Consider the following 16,132-nt stretch of genomic DNA (forward strand, 5'->3'; position numbering starts at 1 on the left):
CGCGCAGATTTCCATTGATTTCTGCCGCCGCGTGACGGTAGGTTCGGGGCAAGGGCATGAGTGCCCCGTCCCGCCATGCAGGGAGGCCTTCCGTGAGTTTGAGACCACTCACTCCTCAGGAGCGTTCCGACGCCCTTCGCAAGGCTGCTGCCGCAAGGGCCACCAGGGCCGAGGCCAAGGAGCGCCTCAAGACGGGCGAGCTGACCATCGCCAAAGTCATCAGCGCCGCCGAATCCGACGACGCCATTGCCCGCATGAGAATCGTGGAGCTGCTCGAGGCCCTGCCCGGGATCGGCCGGGTCCGGGCGGCGGCCATCATGGACCAGCTCGGCATCGCACAGTCCCGACGGGTCCGCGGCCTGGGAATCCACCAGCGCCGGGCGCTGGTAGATTTTATTGACGACAAGTAGCTCGGTCCGCCGAGTTGCCCACCACCGCCCAAAGGAATATGTGAGCAAGAAACCGGGACTGACAGTCCTCGCCGGCCCGACGGCTGTTGGCAAAGGCACCGTGTCCACCTACATCCGGGATAACTATCCCGGCGTCTGGCTCTCCGTGTCGGCCACCACGCGCCCGCCGCGGCCGGGGGAGCAGGACGGGATCCACTACTTCTTCAAATCGGCTGAGGAATTCGATTCTTTGGTCGAAAACGGCGAATTGCTCGAATGGGCCGTCGTCCACGGCCGGAACCGCTACGGCACGCTGCGCAGCACGGTTGACGCCGCTATTGCCGAGGGGCGCTCGGTGCTGCTGGAGATCGACCTGCAGGGCGCCCGGCAGGTCAAGCAGGCCGTCCCGGATGCCCAGTTTGTGTTCCTGGCGCCCCCGAGCTGGGACGAAATGGTCCGCCGGCTGGTCGGCCGCGGCACGGAAAGCACCGAAGAACAACAGCAGAGGCTGGAAACCGCTAAACTAGAACTTGCCGCTGAACCGGAGTTCGACCACACCGTCATCAATGATGACGTTCGTCGGGCAGCGGACGAGCTTGTTTCACTCATGGGGCTGACCCCGAACCCGCGCTAGGCGCCGGGACGTACCGGCCCGTTAGAATTTGGAGAATTCGTGTCCACGAACCTTGAAGGCATCATCAACCCGCCGATCGACGAGCTGCTGAAGGCCGCCGACTCGAAGTACGGACTGGTGATTTTCGGTGCCAAGCGCGCACGCCAGATCAACGCGTACTACGCCCAGCTGCATGAGGGCCTGTTTGAGTACGTTGGCCCGCTGGTCGACACCAAGCTGAACGAGAAGTCCCTGTCGATCGCGCTGCGCGAGATCAACGAAGGCAAGCTCGTCTCCACGCCGATCGAAACCGCAGAGTAATTCCCTCCGCGGGAAGAGCCAAGTAAACAGACTGCCTGCTGACGGAGATCACGTGCGCATAGTCCTCGGAGTCGGGGGAGGGATTGCCGCCTACAAGGTGGCATCGCTCCTCCGGCTTTTTACTGAAGCCGGGCATGACGTCACGGTCATCCCCACCGAGGCGGCCACCCGCTTCGTCGGCGTCGCCACGTGGGAGGCCCTGTCCGGGCACCCGGTGAGCAACAGCGTGTTCGACGCCGTCCACACGGTCAACCACGTCCGGCTCGGCCACGAGGCCGAACTGATCGTCGTGGCCCCGGCCACGGCCGACCTCCTGGCCCGTGCGGCCACCGGCCAGGCCGATGACCTCCTCACCAACACCCTGCTGATGGCCGGCGACTGCCCGGTGCTCATGGCCCCGGCCATGCACACCGAAATGTGGCAACACCCCGCCACCGAAGCCAACGTCGAAACCCTGCGCAGCCGCGGTGTCACGGTGCTGGAACCCGCGAGCGGCCGGCTCACCGGCGCCGACTCCGGCCCCGGCCGCCTGCCCGAGCCCGAGGCGATCTTCACCGCCGCCATGGCCCTCGCCGGCGCCGCCGCATCCGCCGCTTCGGCAGCCATGCCGGCCGTTAAGGCTGACGTGCACACCGCCCCGGCCGCCGGGCCGGCAGCGGCGCAGCCGGCGGTCCCGCCGTTGGCCGGGCTGACGGTGACCATCAGTGCCGGCGGCACCCGGGAACCGCTGGACCCCGTGCGGTTCCTCGGCAACCGCTCCTCCGGCAAGCAGGGCGTGGCCCTGGCCGCGGCCGCCAGTGCGGCCGGCGCCCGCGTCCGCCTCCTGGCCGCCCACATGGAGGTCCCGGCGCCCGCCGGCGTCGAACTCGTCCAGGTCGAAACTGCCCTGGAACTGCGGGAGGCGGCCCTGCACGCCGCCGCCGACTCCAACGTCGTCATCATGGCTGCCGCCGTCGCGGACTTCCGCCCGGCGGACGTCGCCGGGACCAAGATCAAGAAGCGCGACGACGTCGCCGACCCCGTGATCAACCTGGTGCGCAACCCGGACATCCTGCGCGAGCTCGTCGAGGTCCGCGACGCCGCGTCCCGGAACCAGCTGATCGTCGGCTTCGCCGCCGAGACGGGCGACGCCGGCGGTGACGTCCTGGACTATGCCCGGGACAAGCTGCGCCGGAAAGCCTGTGACCTGCTCGTCGTCAACCAAGTGGGCCGGGACTTGGTCTTTGGTGAGGACACGAACTCAGTAGTCATCCTTTCCCGCGACGGCTCCGAACCCCAAGAGGCGTCGGGTTCCAAATCCGACGTCGCGGCTGCCGTGATCGACCGGATCAGCGCCGAGCTGAGCCGGGCTGTACCGCCGGCGTAGCCCGGCGTAACCAACATCTCCTTAGCACGGGGACACACGCCGCCGGACGTCCGTTATCCAACCAGTAAGGTAGTTGAGTGACTTTACCGCTGCACATCCCCGCCTTCCACGGGTCCACGCCCGCCGCGCTCCGGCTCTTCACATCCGAGTCGGTGACGGAGGGCCACCCCGACAAGATCTGTGACCAGATCAGCGATGCGATCCTCGACGCCCTGCTCGACAAAGACCCCGAGTCCCGGGTAGCCGTGGAGACGCTGGCCACCACCGGGCTGGTCCACGTCGCGGGCGAGGTCACCACCGACGCCTACGTCGAGATCCCCCAGATAGTCCGGGAGACCATCCTGGGCATCGGGTACGATTCTTCGGCCAACGGCTTCGACGGCGCCCGGTGCGGCGTCTCGGTGTCCATCGGCCAGCAGTCCAACGACATCGCCGGCGGCGTGTTCAACTCCCTCGAAGCGCGTGAAGGCCGCCAGGAGGACGACTACGACCTCCAGGGCGCCGGCGACCAGGGACTCATGTTCGGCTACGCCAGCGACGAGACGCCGTCCTACATGCCCGTGCCGATCTGGCTCGCGCACCGGCTCTCCGAGCGGCTGACCGAGGTCCGCAAGAACGGCGAACTCGACTACCTGCGCCCGGACGGCAAGACCCAGGTCACCGTGGGCTACGACGGCGACCGTCCGGTCTCGGTCGAGACCGTCGTCATCTCCAGCCAGCACGCCGAGGGCACCAGCCTCGACCGGCTCCGGGCCGACCTCGCCGAGCACGTGGTGGGACCGGTCATGGCGCTGTCCAACCTGGACACCTCACGGACCCGCAACATCCTCAACCCCGCAGGCGCCTTTGTGATTGGCGGCCCGGTGGGCGACGCCGGCCTCACCGGCCGCAAGATCATCGTCGACACCTATGGCGGCATGGCCCGCCACGGCGGCGGCGCGTTCTCCGGCAAGGACCCGTCGAAGGTGGACCGCTCGGCCGCCTACGCCATGCGCTGGGTCGCCAAGAACGTGGTGGCCGCCGGCCTCGCCAAGCGCGCCGAAATCCAGATCGCCTACGCGATCGGGCAGGCCCGCCCGGTGGGAACCTACGTTGAGACGTTCGGAACCGAAACCGTGGACCCGGCCCGGATCAGCGCCGCGATCGCCGAGATCTTCGACCTGCGCCCACGGGCCATCATCGACGCCCTCGACCTCAAGCGCCCGATCTACGCCAAGACCGCCGCCCACGGACACTTCGGCCGCGAAGACCCGGACTTCACCTGGGAACGCCTGGACCGGGTGGACGAGCTGAAGGCGTTCTTCAACGCCTAAGGCCGGGCCACACCGTCCGAAGCCGTCCGGGCGGTTTGTTTTGATGGTGAGTTTGTCAGTCCTGTGTGATGCACTGTAGCCAGGCCGCCCTCCGGTGGCCTGGCTACAGTTTTTCTTAGCGTCACAGTTTTTCCAGCATCACAGTTTTCCAGCATCAAAGTTTTCCAAGATCACAGTTTTCCAAGATCACAGTGCATTGGAGAAACCGCCATTTAGCCCGAGGGGAGGTGCGAGCAGTGAGTCCCAATCCTGCCGGCGGCGCGCCCGGCGAACCCCAGCAGCTCTCCCTGCTCCAGGGCTTTCCCGCCTCCGCCGCGGAAGCGTCCGGGCCCGCCCTTGCCGCGCACCTGCCGGTGGCGCGGGTGCTGATCGAATCCTCGCTCCCACACCTGGACCGGCCTTTCGACTACAGCGTGCCCGCCGCCCTCGACGCCGCAGCCCTGCCCGGAGCCCGGGTCAAGGTCAAGTTCAACGGGCAGGAACTGGCCGGATACCTGCTGGAGCGCACGGCCGGGTCCGACGCCGGCCACCCCCTCGTGCCGCTGCACAAGGTGCTCTCCGCCGTGCCGGTCCTGACCCCCGCCGTGGCCGAGCTCGCCGGCCGGATCGCCGCGCGCTACGCCGGAACCGTCAGCGATGTCCTGCGCGTTGCCGTGCCGCCGCGCATGGCCAAACTCGAAAAGGAATTCGCCCCGGACGGCCGGCTCGACCCAGGACTCTTCGGCACTGAGATGTTCGGTCTGGCGACCGACGTGTCGCTTCCGTCTCCGGCCGCCGGCAGCATCTGGACCCGGTACCGCAACGGTGCGGCGTTCCTCGCGCACCTCGCCGCGGGGGAGTCGCCCCGGGCCGTGCTGACCGCCCTGCAGGGGTACGGGCCCGCCAGCTGGCCGCGAATGATCGCCGAAGCCGTGGCTGCGGTCCGGATCTCGGGCCGCGGCGCCGTCGTGGTGGTGCCCGACTACCGGGACCTCGACCGCGTGGAATCTGCCCTGCTGAAACTGCTTCCCGCCGGCGACGTCGCCCGGCTCACCGCCGACGACGGCCAGACGCCGCGCTACCGCAGTTTCCTGCGCGTGCTTAGCGGCGCCGCCGGAGTCGCGGTGGGTACCCGGTCCGCCGCCTACGCGCCGGTGCCGAACCTCGGCCTCGTGGTCTGCTGGGACGACGGCGACGACCTCCACATTGAGCAGCGGTCACCGTACGCACACACCCGCGAAGTCCTCCTGCTGCGGGCGGCCCAGGAAGGAGCCGCGTGCCTGCTCGCGGCCCATTCGCGCAGCACCGAAACGGAGCGGCTGGTCGGCTCCGGCTGGGCCCAGGCCGTGGAAGCGGACCGGACCGTCTTGCGGCGGACAGTCCCGCGCGTCCTGAACACGGCCGACAGCTACGAACTTGAGCATGACCCGCTCGCCCGCATCGCCCGCCTCCCCGGCGCGGCCTGGCGGGCTGCCAAGGAGGGCCTGGAACGCGGTCCGGTCCTGGTCCAGGTGGCCCGCGCCGGCTACGCCCCCTCGCTGGTGTGCGACACCTGCCGGGAACCTGCCCGCTGCACCGCCTGCAGCGGGCCCCTGGCGATCGCCGGCCCGGCCGGGAGCAGCGCCGTGCCGCAGTGCCGCTGGTGCTCGGCACCGGCTCCGGCATGGCGCTGCGGGACGTGCAACGGCGCCAGGCTCCGGCGCGGCGCCACGGGAGCCCTCCGCACCGCGGAGGAGCTCGGCCGGGCCTTTCCGGGGAAACCGGTCATTACCTCTTCCGGGGACCAGATCAAGGCCACCGTTGCGGAGACCACGGCCCTCGTGGTGGCAACCGTCGGTGCCGAACCGGTGGCCGCCGGCGGCTACGCCGCAGCCCTGCTGCTCGACGGCGATTCGCTGCTGCGCCGGGAGAACCTGAGGGCGGGGGAGGACGCAGTCCGCCGCTGGTTCAACGCCGCGGCCCTGGTGCGGCCGGCTTCCGAGGGCGGACTGGTGGTCATTACGGCCGACGACGCCGCCGGGGTCGGCGCCCTGCTGCGCTGGGATCCCGCCGGGTACGCCAGCCGTGAACTGGCACTGCGGCAGGAGCTGCAGCTGCCGCCCGCCGTGCGGGTCGCCTCCGTCACCGGCGGCAGGACCGCCGTCGGCCATTTCACGGATGCCATTCAGCACCAGCTGGCGGCGCAGGGAACCGTCCTCCGGACGGCCGGGCCCGCGCCTGTCATCCTGCCGGCAGCCGCGGGGGCCGGCCGCACAGGGCCAAAGGATGCTGGGCCGTCGCGGGATACTGTGCCCCGGGATTCCGGCGAGGAAGTCCGGACCCTGCTGTTCATCCCCTACGCCCAGGCCGCGGCCGCCACGGCCGTCATGCGGGCCGTCAAGGCGGCGGCCGCAGCCAGGCGCAGCGACGACCCGGTGCAGCTGCGCCTGGACGGCGTCGACGTCCTCTAGAACCTTCCAAGGCGTCCCCGCGGCTCACTGGCCCCCCGGCACGGCGGACCCGCCCATGCGCGGCGGCCCACCCGCCCATGCGCGGCGGCCCCACCGGGCCCGGCGGCCTCACCCTGGACGGCGGCCCCACCCTGGCCCGCGGCCCCGCCCATGCAACGGGCCTGCCTGCGGACAGCCATTCGCCACAGATGGCCGGAATGAGACCCCTATAGCGGCCCTCTGCGACAAATGGGTGGTCGGGGACCCGTGGCCCCGGCGTCATCCCGGCCCCGCCGCGGGTGCGGCGTGGATCTCCGAGCCGGCCGCTTACGGCCGTTCCGGCTATCTCCGGCCGCGAGGCCGGTTCCGAAGCGCGACGGCCTCTTCGGCGACGGCCACGAGCCGCCGCGCCGACTCGTCCCAGCTGAAGTCTGCCGCCCGCTCCACGGAACGGCGGGAACGGGCTTTCCACAGGGCGGGGTCCTCAAGCGTGCGCACCGCCTCGGCAAACTCCGCCGGGGAGTCCGGATGCACGTAGCTGACGGCGTCGTCGCCGACTTCCCGGAAGATCGGGATGTCGCTGGCAATGACCGGCGTGCCGTGCGACATGGCCTCGACGAGCGGCAGGCCATAGCCCTCGGCCCGGGACAGGCTGATCAGGGCGGTGGTGCGTGCCAGGAGGGCCTCGTACTCGGCGTCGGTCACACCGTTGTGGAAGACGATGTTTGCGCCCTCCGGGGCCAGGGCCTCGAGCTCGGCCCGCCGCTCCGGGGCGATGCGGCTGAGCAGATGGAGGGTCATATCCGGCAACTCCGCCATGCCGCGGACCATGGTCTCCACGTTCTTGTAGGGCATGAAGGAACCCATGTAGAGCAGCGTCTTGTCGGCCCCCGCACCGGGGTCGCGGGGGGTGTGGCCGTGCTGGGGGGCGTTGCCGACAATCCTGACGGGACGCCGGGTGAGCCGGTACTTCGCCATCAGGGCCGCCGTGGTGGAGCTGATCGTTGCCACGATGTCCGCCCGGTTCAGCAGAAGCCGCTGGGGCCAGAAGGCCTTGTGGTACAGCCGCCACAGGACCCTGACCGGGGCCGGCAGGAATCCGGGAGGAGTGGGGTGCTCATAGTAGATGAGGTCGTGCAGGGTCAGCACCAGGGCGTACTTCCGGCCCCAGCTGCCCATGGTCTGCATGGGGCACACCACCACGTCCGCGCCCAGCTTGTTGACCCTGGCCGCCACGAAGAGTTCGGCCGGGGACAGCGGGCTGTTGATCACGGTGTACGGAACTTCGGGCAGGAGCGCGAGCTGGCGGGGGTCGCTGATCAGCATTGAGACGTCGGCGATCTTGGCCGCCGCCGCGATCAGGCTGGCGCCGTAGCGGCTGATCCCGTCGTGCTGGTCCAGCCGGGTGAAGCGGGCATCAATGAGAATCTTCACGCGGCGTGGTCCTTCAGGAAGCGTCGGATGTAGCGGGCGGCGGGTTCGGGGGTTTCGTAGTGGATCAGGTGTCCGACGCCGGGAATGACTTCCAGCCTCCCGTCAGGGAGCCGCGCCGCGAGTTTGTGCTGGTCCGCCAGCATGGCGATCTCGTCCTTCTCTCCCGCGATCAGCAGAACCGGAAGCGTCAGTTCGCTGGCCACCTCGGTGACGTTGCTGCCCACCGAGGCCTTGAAGGCCTGAAGCAGGCTGTCCCGGTCCGCGAAGGACGAAAAATAGGCGCTGTGCTGGGCGTGCACGAACCGGCGGATGTCCTTGTCCCCGGTCTTGGCCATGGTCACGCTCATCACCCGCACGATCGCCTGGCTGCGCAGCAGGGCCAGCCCGAACCGCTGGGGAAGGCGTGCGGCGGCCTCGTAGTAGAGCACCGCAAGCTTCGTCATCAGGCCTTTGGGCCCTTCGAGGGCAGGCGCCGCGATGGGATTGACCAGGATCAGCTCGGCCACGGCGCCGGGCCTGGCCGCCACGAAATGGCTGGCGATGATCGAACCGAACGAATGCCCCAACAGGACCGTGTCCGCGCCCAACCCCAGCGCGGCCATGAAGCCTTCAACGAATTGGCAGTAGGCGGCAACGCTGTGCCCTGTTCCTGCGAAGGCAGCCGAGCTGCCGAAGCCCGGCAGGTCCGGCATGATCAGGCGCATGTCCGTCAGCTGGTCGGCTACCCGGAGCAGGCCGTGGTGGTCGCCGCGGAACCCGTGCACCACCAGGATGGTGCGTGTCTCGGCGGTGACCTCGGCGGGTTCGTAGACCCAGTACGCGATCCGGGCGCCGTCAACCTCAACGGCCGCGGCCCGGGTGCGGGCGTCGAGTCCGCCGCTGAACAGGGGCGCGCGTGAGGGCCCGGTATCCACTTGTTCCATTAGTTCGAATCCTATGCGACGTTGTCGGGGTGGGAGCCGGTCCGGAAGCCGCGTTCGAGGCCGCCGACCTCCGTCATATCCAGCGGGGAGAGCTCAAAGTCGAAGACCTCGAAGTTTTCACGGATCCGCCCGGACGAGCTGGCCTTGGGAATGGCGATATTGCCCAGCTGCAGGTGCCAGCGCAGGATGATTTGCGCCGGAGTGCGGTCGTGTTCGGCCGCGAGGGCCAGGATCACCGGGTCCTTCAGGACCTGGCCGCGGCCTAAAGGACTCCACGCCTCCGTGCGGATGCCCAGGACCTCGTGCTTTTCCCGCAGTTCATCCTGCTGCAGCCAGGGATGAAGCTCGATCTGGTTCACGGCGGGGACCACCTCCGCCGTTTCCAGGAGCCGGTCCAGGTGCTGGGGCTGGAAGTTGGAGACGCCGATTGCGCGCACCTTGCCCTCGCGGTACAGCGTCTCAAGGGCCCGGTACGTTTCCGGGAACAGGCCACGGCGCGCGCACGGCCAATGGATCAGGTAGAGGTCGATGTACTCCAGGCCGAGGTTGGAGATCGAGGTGTCGAACGCACGCATGGTGGCGTCGTAGCCGTGGTCGTCGTTCCAGACCTTGGTGGTGATGAAGAGGTCCTGGCGGGAAACATAGGGCGCGGTTTCCCCGGGGCCGCCGCCGGTGCCCTCAAATCCGGACAGGGCACCGATTCCCTTGCCGACGCCGGTCTCGTTGCCGTACATGGCGGCGGTGTCGAAGTGCCGGTAGCCGGTCTCGACCGCCATGGTCACCAGGCTGGCGGCGTCGGCCGGGGGAACCTTGTACAGCCCGAATCCCAGCCGGTCGATCAATACGCCGTTGTTCAGGGTCAGCCGGGGGGAGAGTCTCATGACAAAGACTTTACCCACTGGCGCTGGCGGATGCCGGACCGCCGTTGCTGCAGACCACGCCGGCCACGGTGCCCCGCTGCCGCTCAGCCCAGTCCGTCGAACCGGACCAGCCTGCGGGCGCTGGCCTCGTCCAGGATCAGGTCGGTGGCCAGTCCTGCCGCCAGCGCGCCCCTGAGCCCGTTGATCTTGGAGGCACCTGACACCACGCAGATGCGGCGCCGGACCTGGCGGAGCTGGGCCAGGCCCGGGCCGGTGGACCGCGCGTTGAGCGTGATGCCGTCCGAGGACCCGTCTGCGCGGAAGAACACCGTGGCCACATCGCCCACCACATCGGAGTTCGCCAGCACGTTCAAGTCGTCTTCATCGAGGTAGCCGCCGGCGTAGACGTGGCTGGGGTAGTCGGCGTCGACCGATCCGACACCAAAGATCGCGATGCTCATCCTGGCCTGCAACTCCAGGATCCGCTGAACACTGCGCTCATTCCACATGGCCTTTTTGGTCGCGGCGTGGTCGAAGAAGGCCGGTACGGGAAACTGTTCCACCCGTGCTCCGTAGGCGCTGCCGAACCGCCGCATGATGTCGGAGGCATAGGTGATGCCGGTGGTCTGCATGTTCCCGGCGCCGTTGAGCTGGACGATCACGCTGTCGTGGGTGATCTTGCGCGTCAGGTGCCGGCTCACGGCACTCAGGGTGGAGCCCCATGCGACGCCGATGATGGCGTTGGAGTCCACCAGCGGTCCGATCGTCCGGGCGGCCTGCATGGCCACCCGGTCCAGTGTTTCCGCCTCATTGAGCGTGTCCACCACCGGAACGACATGGACATCCACCTTGTACTCGGCGCGGATCATGCCCTCGAGTTCGGGCCCGGTGTCCAGCGGGCTGCGGATCTGGATCTGCACCAGACCCGAATCGCGCGCCGCCGACAACAGCCGCGAAACCGTGGACCGGGACGTCCGGAGCTCGCGGGCGATGGCATCCATGGTCAGGTCCTGCAGGTAATACAGCTGGGCCGCGCGGAGGGCGTCGGACTGGCGTGATTGCATCATGAAATTTCCCATCTGCACGTTTGTGCATAGTGCTTGACTCCATTTTCCATTAGTCCAAAGAATAGTGTTGAACGGCGCCGCGCCACGGGCGTGCCGCACAGAATCAAACCCAAGGGAGCAGTTTTGGGACAGAAGGACTCAGTCGGCACACCGGCGAACGATCGCGCCTCGGTGCAGAAGCTGCGGACGCGGCGGCACGCGCAGGTTCTGATCATCGGAGGCGGAATCAACGGGGTCGGCACGTTCCGTGACCTGGCGCTGCAGGGCGTGGACGTGGCGCTCGTTGAGCGCGGCGATTATTGCCAGGGCGCCAGCGGCGCCTCCTCCCACATGATCCACGGCGGCATCCGGTACCTCGAAAATGGCGAGTTCCGCCTCGTCCAGGAGTCCGTGACCGAGCGCAACAGGCTCCTGCGGATCGCACCGCACTACGTCAAGCCGCTGCAGACCACGATCCCGATCTTCAGCACCTTCTCCGGAGTCCTGGCCGCCCCCATGCGCTTCCTGACCCACAAGCAGGGCAAGCACACCGAACGCGGGGCGTTCCTGATCAAGCTCGGCCTGAGCATGTACGACTTCTTCTCCCGCGACGGCGGCACGGTCCCGCGCCACCAGTTCCGCGGACGCAAGCGCGCCCTGGAGGAGCTGCCCCGGCTGCACCCCGGGATCAAATACGCGGCCACCTACTTCGACGCCTCGGTCCACAACCCCGAGCGCCTCACCCTCGACGTGCTCCAGGACGGCGAGAAGGCCGGCGGCGCGGACAGCCACGCCCGCGCCAGCAACTACGTCTCGCTTGTCTCCCTGGGCGGCTCCGGGACCAGCGGCACCCCCGGAACCACGGTCCAGTTGCGTGACGAACTGACCGGCGAGATGTTCGACTTCACTGCCGACGTCGTGGTGAACACCACCGGCGCCTGGGTCGACCTGACCAACGAGGCCATGGGGGCGGCGTCGTCGTTCATGGGCGGCACCAAAGGTTCGCACATCGTGCTGGACCATCCGGAGCTGCTCGCGGCGTGCAACGGCCGCGAGATTTTCTTCGAGCACACCGACGGCCGGATCGTGCTGATCTATCCGATGGGGGACCGCGTCCTGGTCGGCACCACCGACGTCGACGCCGATATGGCCCAGGACGCCGTGTGCACCGAGGCGGAAATCGACTACTTCTTTGACCTGATCGGCCACGTCTTCCCGGACATCCCGGTGGGCCGGGACCAGATTGTCTACTCGTTCTCCGGTGTGCGCCCGCTGCCGAAGCATGACGCCACCCAGCCCGGGTTCGTCAGCCGGGACTACCGGATCGAACGCCGGCAGGCGGCGGGCGGAGCCGTCCTCAGCCTCGTGGGCGGCAAGTGGACCACGTTCCGGGCCCTGGCCGAGCACCTGAGCAACGACGTCCTGGCCGAACTCGGCCTGGAACGGAAGGTTTCGACGGCGAAGCTCGCCATCGGCGGCGGAGCAGGGTTCCCGGACAGCGAGGACGGCGTCCAGCGCTGGATCAAGGCCCACATGTCGGCCGGCCGCGACGCCGCCCGCGTCACCGGGCTGCTGACCCGCTACGGGACTCGCGCCGAAGAAGTCATCCGGTTCCTGGACGGGCCGGCCGGCGGGCCGGACCGGCTGCTGCATTCGACGCGTGAGCTGAGCACCCGCGAACTGGAGTTCATGGCCGCCCACGAGCAGATCGGGCACCTCGTGGACGTCCTCATCCGCCGCACGTCCCTGGCTTTCCGCGGCCTGGTGACCGGGGAACTGCTGAACGAAGTCGCGGACATCCTTTCCGGACCGCTCGGCTGGGACGCGGCACGCCGGGCCACAGAGATCAGCCACGCACAGGAGGTGCTCCAACGGTTCCACGGTGTCCGGGTCCACAGCCTGGTCGCCTGATATTGCTTGCGTGCCCGGGCAGGGAAGCCCGGGTGCAAGCACTGCGCGGTCCGCCCCGGCGGCCGGCGCAGTGGCTGGCCGGCAGCACGAACATGCTGCCGGCCCCACGGCTTCCAAACTCGCGGACGCCGACAACAGAAAATAGAGGAGTCAAAGATGTCTCTTGGAATAGTTTTCCTATCCGAATTATTCGGTACCGCCATGCTGACCCTGCTGGGTTGCGGCGTGGTGGCCAACGTTGCGCTCAAAGGCACTAAGGGCAACAACGGCGGGTTCCTGATGGTGACCTGGGGATGGGGCATTGCCGTCTTCTCCGGTGTCTATGTTGCCGCCATCTCAGGTGCACACCTGAACCCTGCCGTGACTTTCGGCCTGTTGGTCAACGGCAAGAAGCTGTACGCCCCCGGCGTTCCGGTCGACTTCGCCTCAACCCTGACCTACTTCGGCGGGGAACTGACCGGCGCCTTCCTGGGCGCCGTCATCATGTGGCTGGCCTACCGGCAGCACTTCGATGCCGAATCCGAGCCCGCCAGCCAGCTGGCCGTCTTCTCCACCGGCCCGGCGATCCGCTCGAACCCGTGGAACCTGATCACCGAGATCATCGGCACCTTTGTCCTCGTCTTCGTCATCCTGACCTTCGGCGGGACACCGTCCGGACTTGGCCCGCTTGCGGTCGCCCTGCTGGTTGTCGGCATCGGTGTTTCCCTCGGCGGCCCCACCGGCTACGCCATCAACCCGGCCCGTGACCTGGGCCCGCGCATCGCGCACGCCCTGCTCCCCATGAAGGGCAAGGGGTCCTCCGACTGGAGCTACTCCTGGATCCCGGTCGTCGGACCCCTGATCGGTGGCGGCCTCGGCGGCCTCGTGGCCGCGGTTGTGCCGATCATCCCCCCTGTACTGCCCCTCTGATTGCCAGATCAACTGCCACGCTAAACAGACAAGGACGTCAATATGAACCAGTACGTAGTTGCCATCGACCAGGGCACCACGAGTACCCGCGCCATCGTGTTCGACCACAGCGGCAGCATCGTCTCCTCCGGCCAGATGGAGCACGAGCAGATCTTCCCCCAGCCCGGCTGGGTGGAGCACAACCCCGCTGAAATCTGGAACAACACCCGCGAAGTGATCGGCTCGGCCCTGTCCAAGGCGAACCTGACCCGGCACGACATCGCCGCCGTCGGCATCACCAACCAGCGCGAAACAGCGGTGGTGTGGGACAAGACCACCGGCGAGGCGATCTACAACGCCATCGTGTGGCAGGACACCCGCACCCAGCCGATCGTGGACGAACTCGCGAAGGACGGCGGGGTTGAACGTTTCAAGCAGAAGGTGGGCCTGCCGCTGGCGACCTACTTCTCGGGCACCAAGATCAAGTGGATCCTGGACAACGTCGAAGGCGCCCGGGCCAAGGCGGAGGCCGGTGACCTCGTCTTCGGCAACACCGACTGCTGGGTGCTCTGGAACCTGACCGGCGGGACCGACGGCGGAGTGCACGTCACGGACGTGACCAACGCCTCACGCACCATGTTCATGGACCTTGAGACGCTGTCATGGGACCAGGAGATCCTGGACGCGTTCGGTGTCCCGGCCTCCATGATGCCGACCATCAAGTCCTCCTCCGAGGTCTACGGCACGGTGCACACCTCCCAGTTGCTGCGCGAGGTTCCTGTGGCCGGCATCCTGGGCGACCAGCAGGCGGCCACGTTCGGGCAGGCGGCGTTCGATGCCGGGGAAGCCAAGAACACCTACGGCACGGGCTGCTTCCTGATCTTCAACACGGCCGAGGAGATTATCCATTCCAAGAACGGGCTGCTGACCACCGTCGGCTACAAGCTCGGCGACGCGGCGCCGCACTACGCGCTGGAGGGCTCCATTGCCGTCACCGGTTCCTTGATCCAGTGGCTGCGGGACAACCTCGGCATGATCAGCAGCGCCCCGGAGGTCGAGGCCCTCGCGGCCTCGGTGGAGGACAACGGCGGGGTGTACATTGTTCCGGCGTTCTCCGGCCTCTTCGCGCCGTACTGGCGCTCGGACGCCCGTGGCGCCATTGTGGGCCTGACCCGCTTTGTTACCAAGGCCCATATTGCCCGAGCGGCGCTGGAGGCCACCGCCTTCCAGACCCGCGAGGTGCTCGACGCCGTCAACGCCGATTCCGGCGTCCCGCTGACGGAGCTGAAGGTCGACGGCGGCATGGTCGCCAACGACGCCCTGATGCAGTTCCAGGCGGACATCCTTGGCGTGCCGGTCATCCGTCCGAAGGTGGTCGAGACGACGGCGCTGGGCGCAGCCTACGCGGCCGGCCTGGCGGTCGGATTCTGGAAGGACCTGGGCGAGTGCTCGGCCAACTGGGCCGAGGACAAGCGGTGGGAGCCGCAAATGGACCAGGCCGAGCGGGAACGCCAGATGCGTCTCTGGAAGAAGGCCGTCACCAAGTCCATGGACTGGGTTGACGACGACGTGAAGTAGGCGCACACACCGACCCGCCGGGTGCCGCCCCGGCGGGTACGGCTTCGGCGGACAAAGAAGAGCTCCGGCCAGGGAAACCTGGCCGGAGCTCTTCACTGTCTGCGTCAGCGCTGTCCCGCGTCGGGTTTGTCCCTCAGGGAACAGGCCGCGTAGACGGGGTCCTCACGACAGCACGCGGCGTCTTGGCGTAGACGTCCTTGCTGACCGTGTAGCCCCTGCTGTCGAGCTCAAGGGCACGGGTGTTGATCCTGTCCAGCACCGCGCTGGTGAGCCTGGTGATCTTGACCAGGTCCATGAACTCTTGGTCTTCGCCGCCGACTGCTGTCACCTTGATGAGCCCGGTCCCGGCTGAGTAGAACTTGCGCTGGTGCCCGGCGCTTGGCGGGTCGAGCGGGTTGAACTCATCAATCACCAGCACGTCGTTGTAGCATCCCGTCGGGACGCAGACTCGTTGGTACTTCGCGAACACGTCCCCGCAGTCCAGGAAGTCCACGGTGGGGGCATAGGCCTGGACGTATGCAGGGGTGTTCCGGTGCGGCTTGGCCTGCATGGCGATGCCGGCCCGGGCCCTGTCGATCCCGCTGATGAACGTGCTGGGCGCGCCGACCAGCTTCCCGTCCTCGTACTCCTCCGGATACTCGCCGAAGAGCCAGACTGTCCCTTTCTCCGTTTGGGCGAAGAATGCGAGTTCGGACTCCACGAGTTCACCGTCGGAGTAGTCCCGGTCCCAGACCACGATCGTCTTGACCCCGTCAATGACCTTGGTTAGCCCTGTGACGGTGCTGACAACCGTGCGGGTGGTCGTCCCGTCCGGGGAGATTACTTTGCCGGTTGTGGTGTATTGCATCCCGGGCCTGAGCCTGAGCCACTGGTTGTCGATATTCGGTTTTGCCGGGAACGCGGAACGGTTGAACCTCAGCACCGAGCCGGGGCCGCACAGTTCCTTGGTACTCGTGGCCGCCGGCGCGGCGGTGGCCGTCGCCGCGGCCGCCGTCGCCGCCGTCAGCGACGCCACCACCAGCAAGACCGCGGAGCCGTAAGCGGTTAATCTCTTAGACAGTGGTGTCATCTGACTTGCCTCT

At 67.8% G+C, this 16,132-nt stretch carries 14 protein-coding genes; 9 read left to right on the plus strand and 5 right to left on the minus strand.

What is annotated here, in order from left to right:
• Positions 1–92: 92 nt before the first annotated feature.
• The 6 genes from mihF (at position 93) to C560_RS0104380 (ending at position 6,431) form a co-directional block, all read left to right on the plus strand.
• On the plus strand, positions 93–410 hold the full coding sequence (gene mihF / locus C560_RS0104355) for an integration host factor, actinobacterial type (protein ID WP_018773136.1): 318 nt from the start codon (positions 93–95) through the stop codon (positions 408–410).
• 40 nt (positions 411–450) lie between these two features.
• Positions 451–1,023 carry a guanylate kinase gene (gene gmk / locus C560_RS0104360; protein ID WP_018773135.1) on the plus strand — a complete coding sequence of 191 codons (573 nt, stop codon included), beginning with the start codon at positions 451–453 and terminating at the stop codon, positions 1,021–1,023.
• A gap of 39 nt (positions 1,024–1,062) precedes the next feature.
• Positions 1,063–1,323: a DNA-directed RNA polymerase subunit omega gene (gene rpoZ, locus C560_RS0104365; protein WP_018773134.1), complete on the plus strand. Its 261-nt coding sequence runs from the start codon at positions 1,063–1,065 to the stop codon at positions 1,321–1,323.
• A 52-nt stretch (positions 1,324–1,375) separates the two neighbouring features.
• A complete protein-coding gene (locus tag C560_RS0104370) occupies positions 1,376–2,689 on the plus strand; it encodes a bifunctional phosphopantothenoylcysteine decarboxylase/phosphopantothenate synthase (protein WP_026537271.1) in 1,314 nt (437 codons plus the stop codon).
• A 77-nt stretch (positions 2,690–2,766) separates the two neighbouring features.
• Positions 2,767–4,002: a methionine adenosyltransferase gene (metK, locus tag C560_RS0104375; protein ID WP_026537272.1), complete on the plus strand. Its 1,236-nt coding sequence runs from the start codon at positions 2,767–2,769 to the stop codon at positions 4,000–4,002.
• Positions 4,003–4,238: 236 nt separating this feature from the next.
• Entirely contained in the window at positions 4,239–6,431 is a 2,193-nt protein-coding gene (locus C560_RS0104380) for a primosomal protein N' (RefSeq protein WP_026537273.1), read from the plus strand.
• 321 nt (positions 6,432–6,752) lie between these two features.
• Here the strand turns inward: C560_RS0104380 and C560_RS0104385 are convergent, their stop codons facing one another.
• The 4 genes from C560_RS0104385 to C560_RS0104400 form a co-directional block, all read right to left on the minus strand.
• The gene (locus C560_RS0104385; RefSeq protein ID WP_026537274.1) at positions 6,753–7,844 is read right to left on the minus strand and encodes a glycosyltransferase family 4 protein; all 1,092 of its coding nucleotides are present in this window, start codon (positions 7,842–7,844) and stop codon (positions 6,753–6,755) included.
• On the minus strand, positions 7,841–8,767 hold the full coding sequence (locus C560_RS0104390; protein ID WP_026537275.1) for an alpha/beta fold hydrolase: 927 nt from the start codon (positions 8,765–8,767) through the stop codon (positions 7,841–7,843). The genes C560_RS0104385 and C560_RS0104390 overlap by 4 nt, the downstream gene beginning before the upstream one ends.
• Positions 8,768–8,778: 11 nt before the next feature.
• Positions 8,779–9,648 (minus strand): aldo/keto reductase, encoded by an 870-nt coding sequence (locus C560_RS0104395; RefSeq protein ID WP_018773128.1) that lies wholly within the window; start codon positions 9,646–9,648, stop codon positions 8,779–8,781.
• Between the two features lie 83 nt (positions 9,649–9,731).
• Positions 9,732–10,694 carry a sugar-binding transcriptional regulator gene (locus C560_RS0104400; protein WP_026537276.1) on the minus strand — a complete coding sequence of 321 codons (963 nt, stop codon included), beginning with the start codon at positions 10,692–10,694 and terminating at the stop codon, positions 9,732–9,734.
• Between the two features lie 123 nt (positions 10,695–10,817).
• Here C560_RS0104400 and C560_RS0104405 point away from each other — a divergent pair, with 123 nt between their 5' ends.
• The 3 genes from C560_RS0104405 (at position 10,818) to glpK (ending at position 15,050) form a co-directional block, all read left to right on the plus strand.
• A complete protein-coding gene (locus tag C560_RS0104405) occupies positions 10,818–12,584 on the plus strand; it encodes a glycerol-3-phosphate dehydrogenase/oxidase (protein ID WP_026537277.1) in 1,767 nt (588 codons plus the stop codon).
• Between the two features lie 156 nt (positions 12,585–12,740).
• Entirely contained in the window at positions 12,741–13,493 is a 753-nt protein-coding gene (locus C560_RS0104410) for an MIP/aquaporin family protein (protein WP_026266377.1), read from the plus strand.
• A 42-nt stretch (positions 13,494–13,535) separates the two neighbouring features.
• Complete coding sequence (gene glpK, locus C560_RS0104415) at positions 13,536–15,050, plus strand: glycerol kinase GlpK (RefSeq protein ID WP_026537278.1); 1,515 nt, start codon at positions 13,536–13,538, stop codon at positions 15,048–15,050.
• 133 nt (positions 15,051–15,183) lie between these two features.
• Here glpK and C560_RS0104420 read toward each other — a convergent pair whose 3' ends face one another.
• Positions 15,184–16,119, minus strand: a complete 936-nt coding sequence (locus C560_RS0104420; RefSeq protein WP_231494262.1) for a hypothetical protein — start codon at positions 16,117–16,119, stop codon at positions 15,184–15,186.
• Positions 16,120–16,132: the final 13 nt, after the last annotated feature.

It is taken from the genome of Arthrobacter sp. 9MFCol3.1, from assembly GCF_000620385.1.
GTDB lineage: Bacteria > Actinomycetota > Actinomycetes > Actinomycetales > Micrococcaceae > Arthrobacter.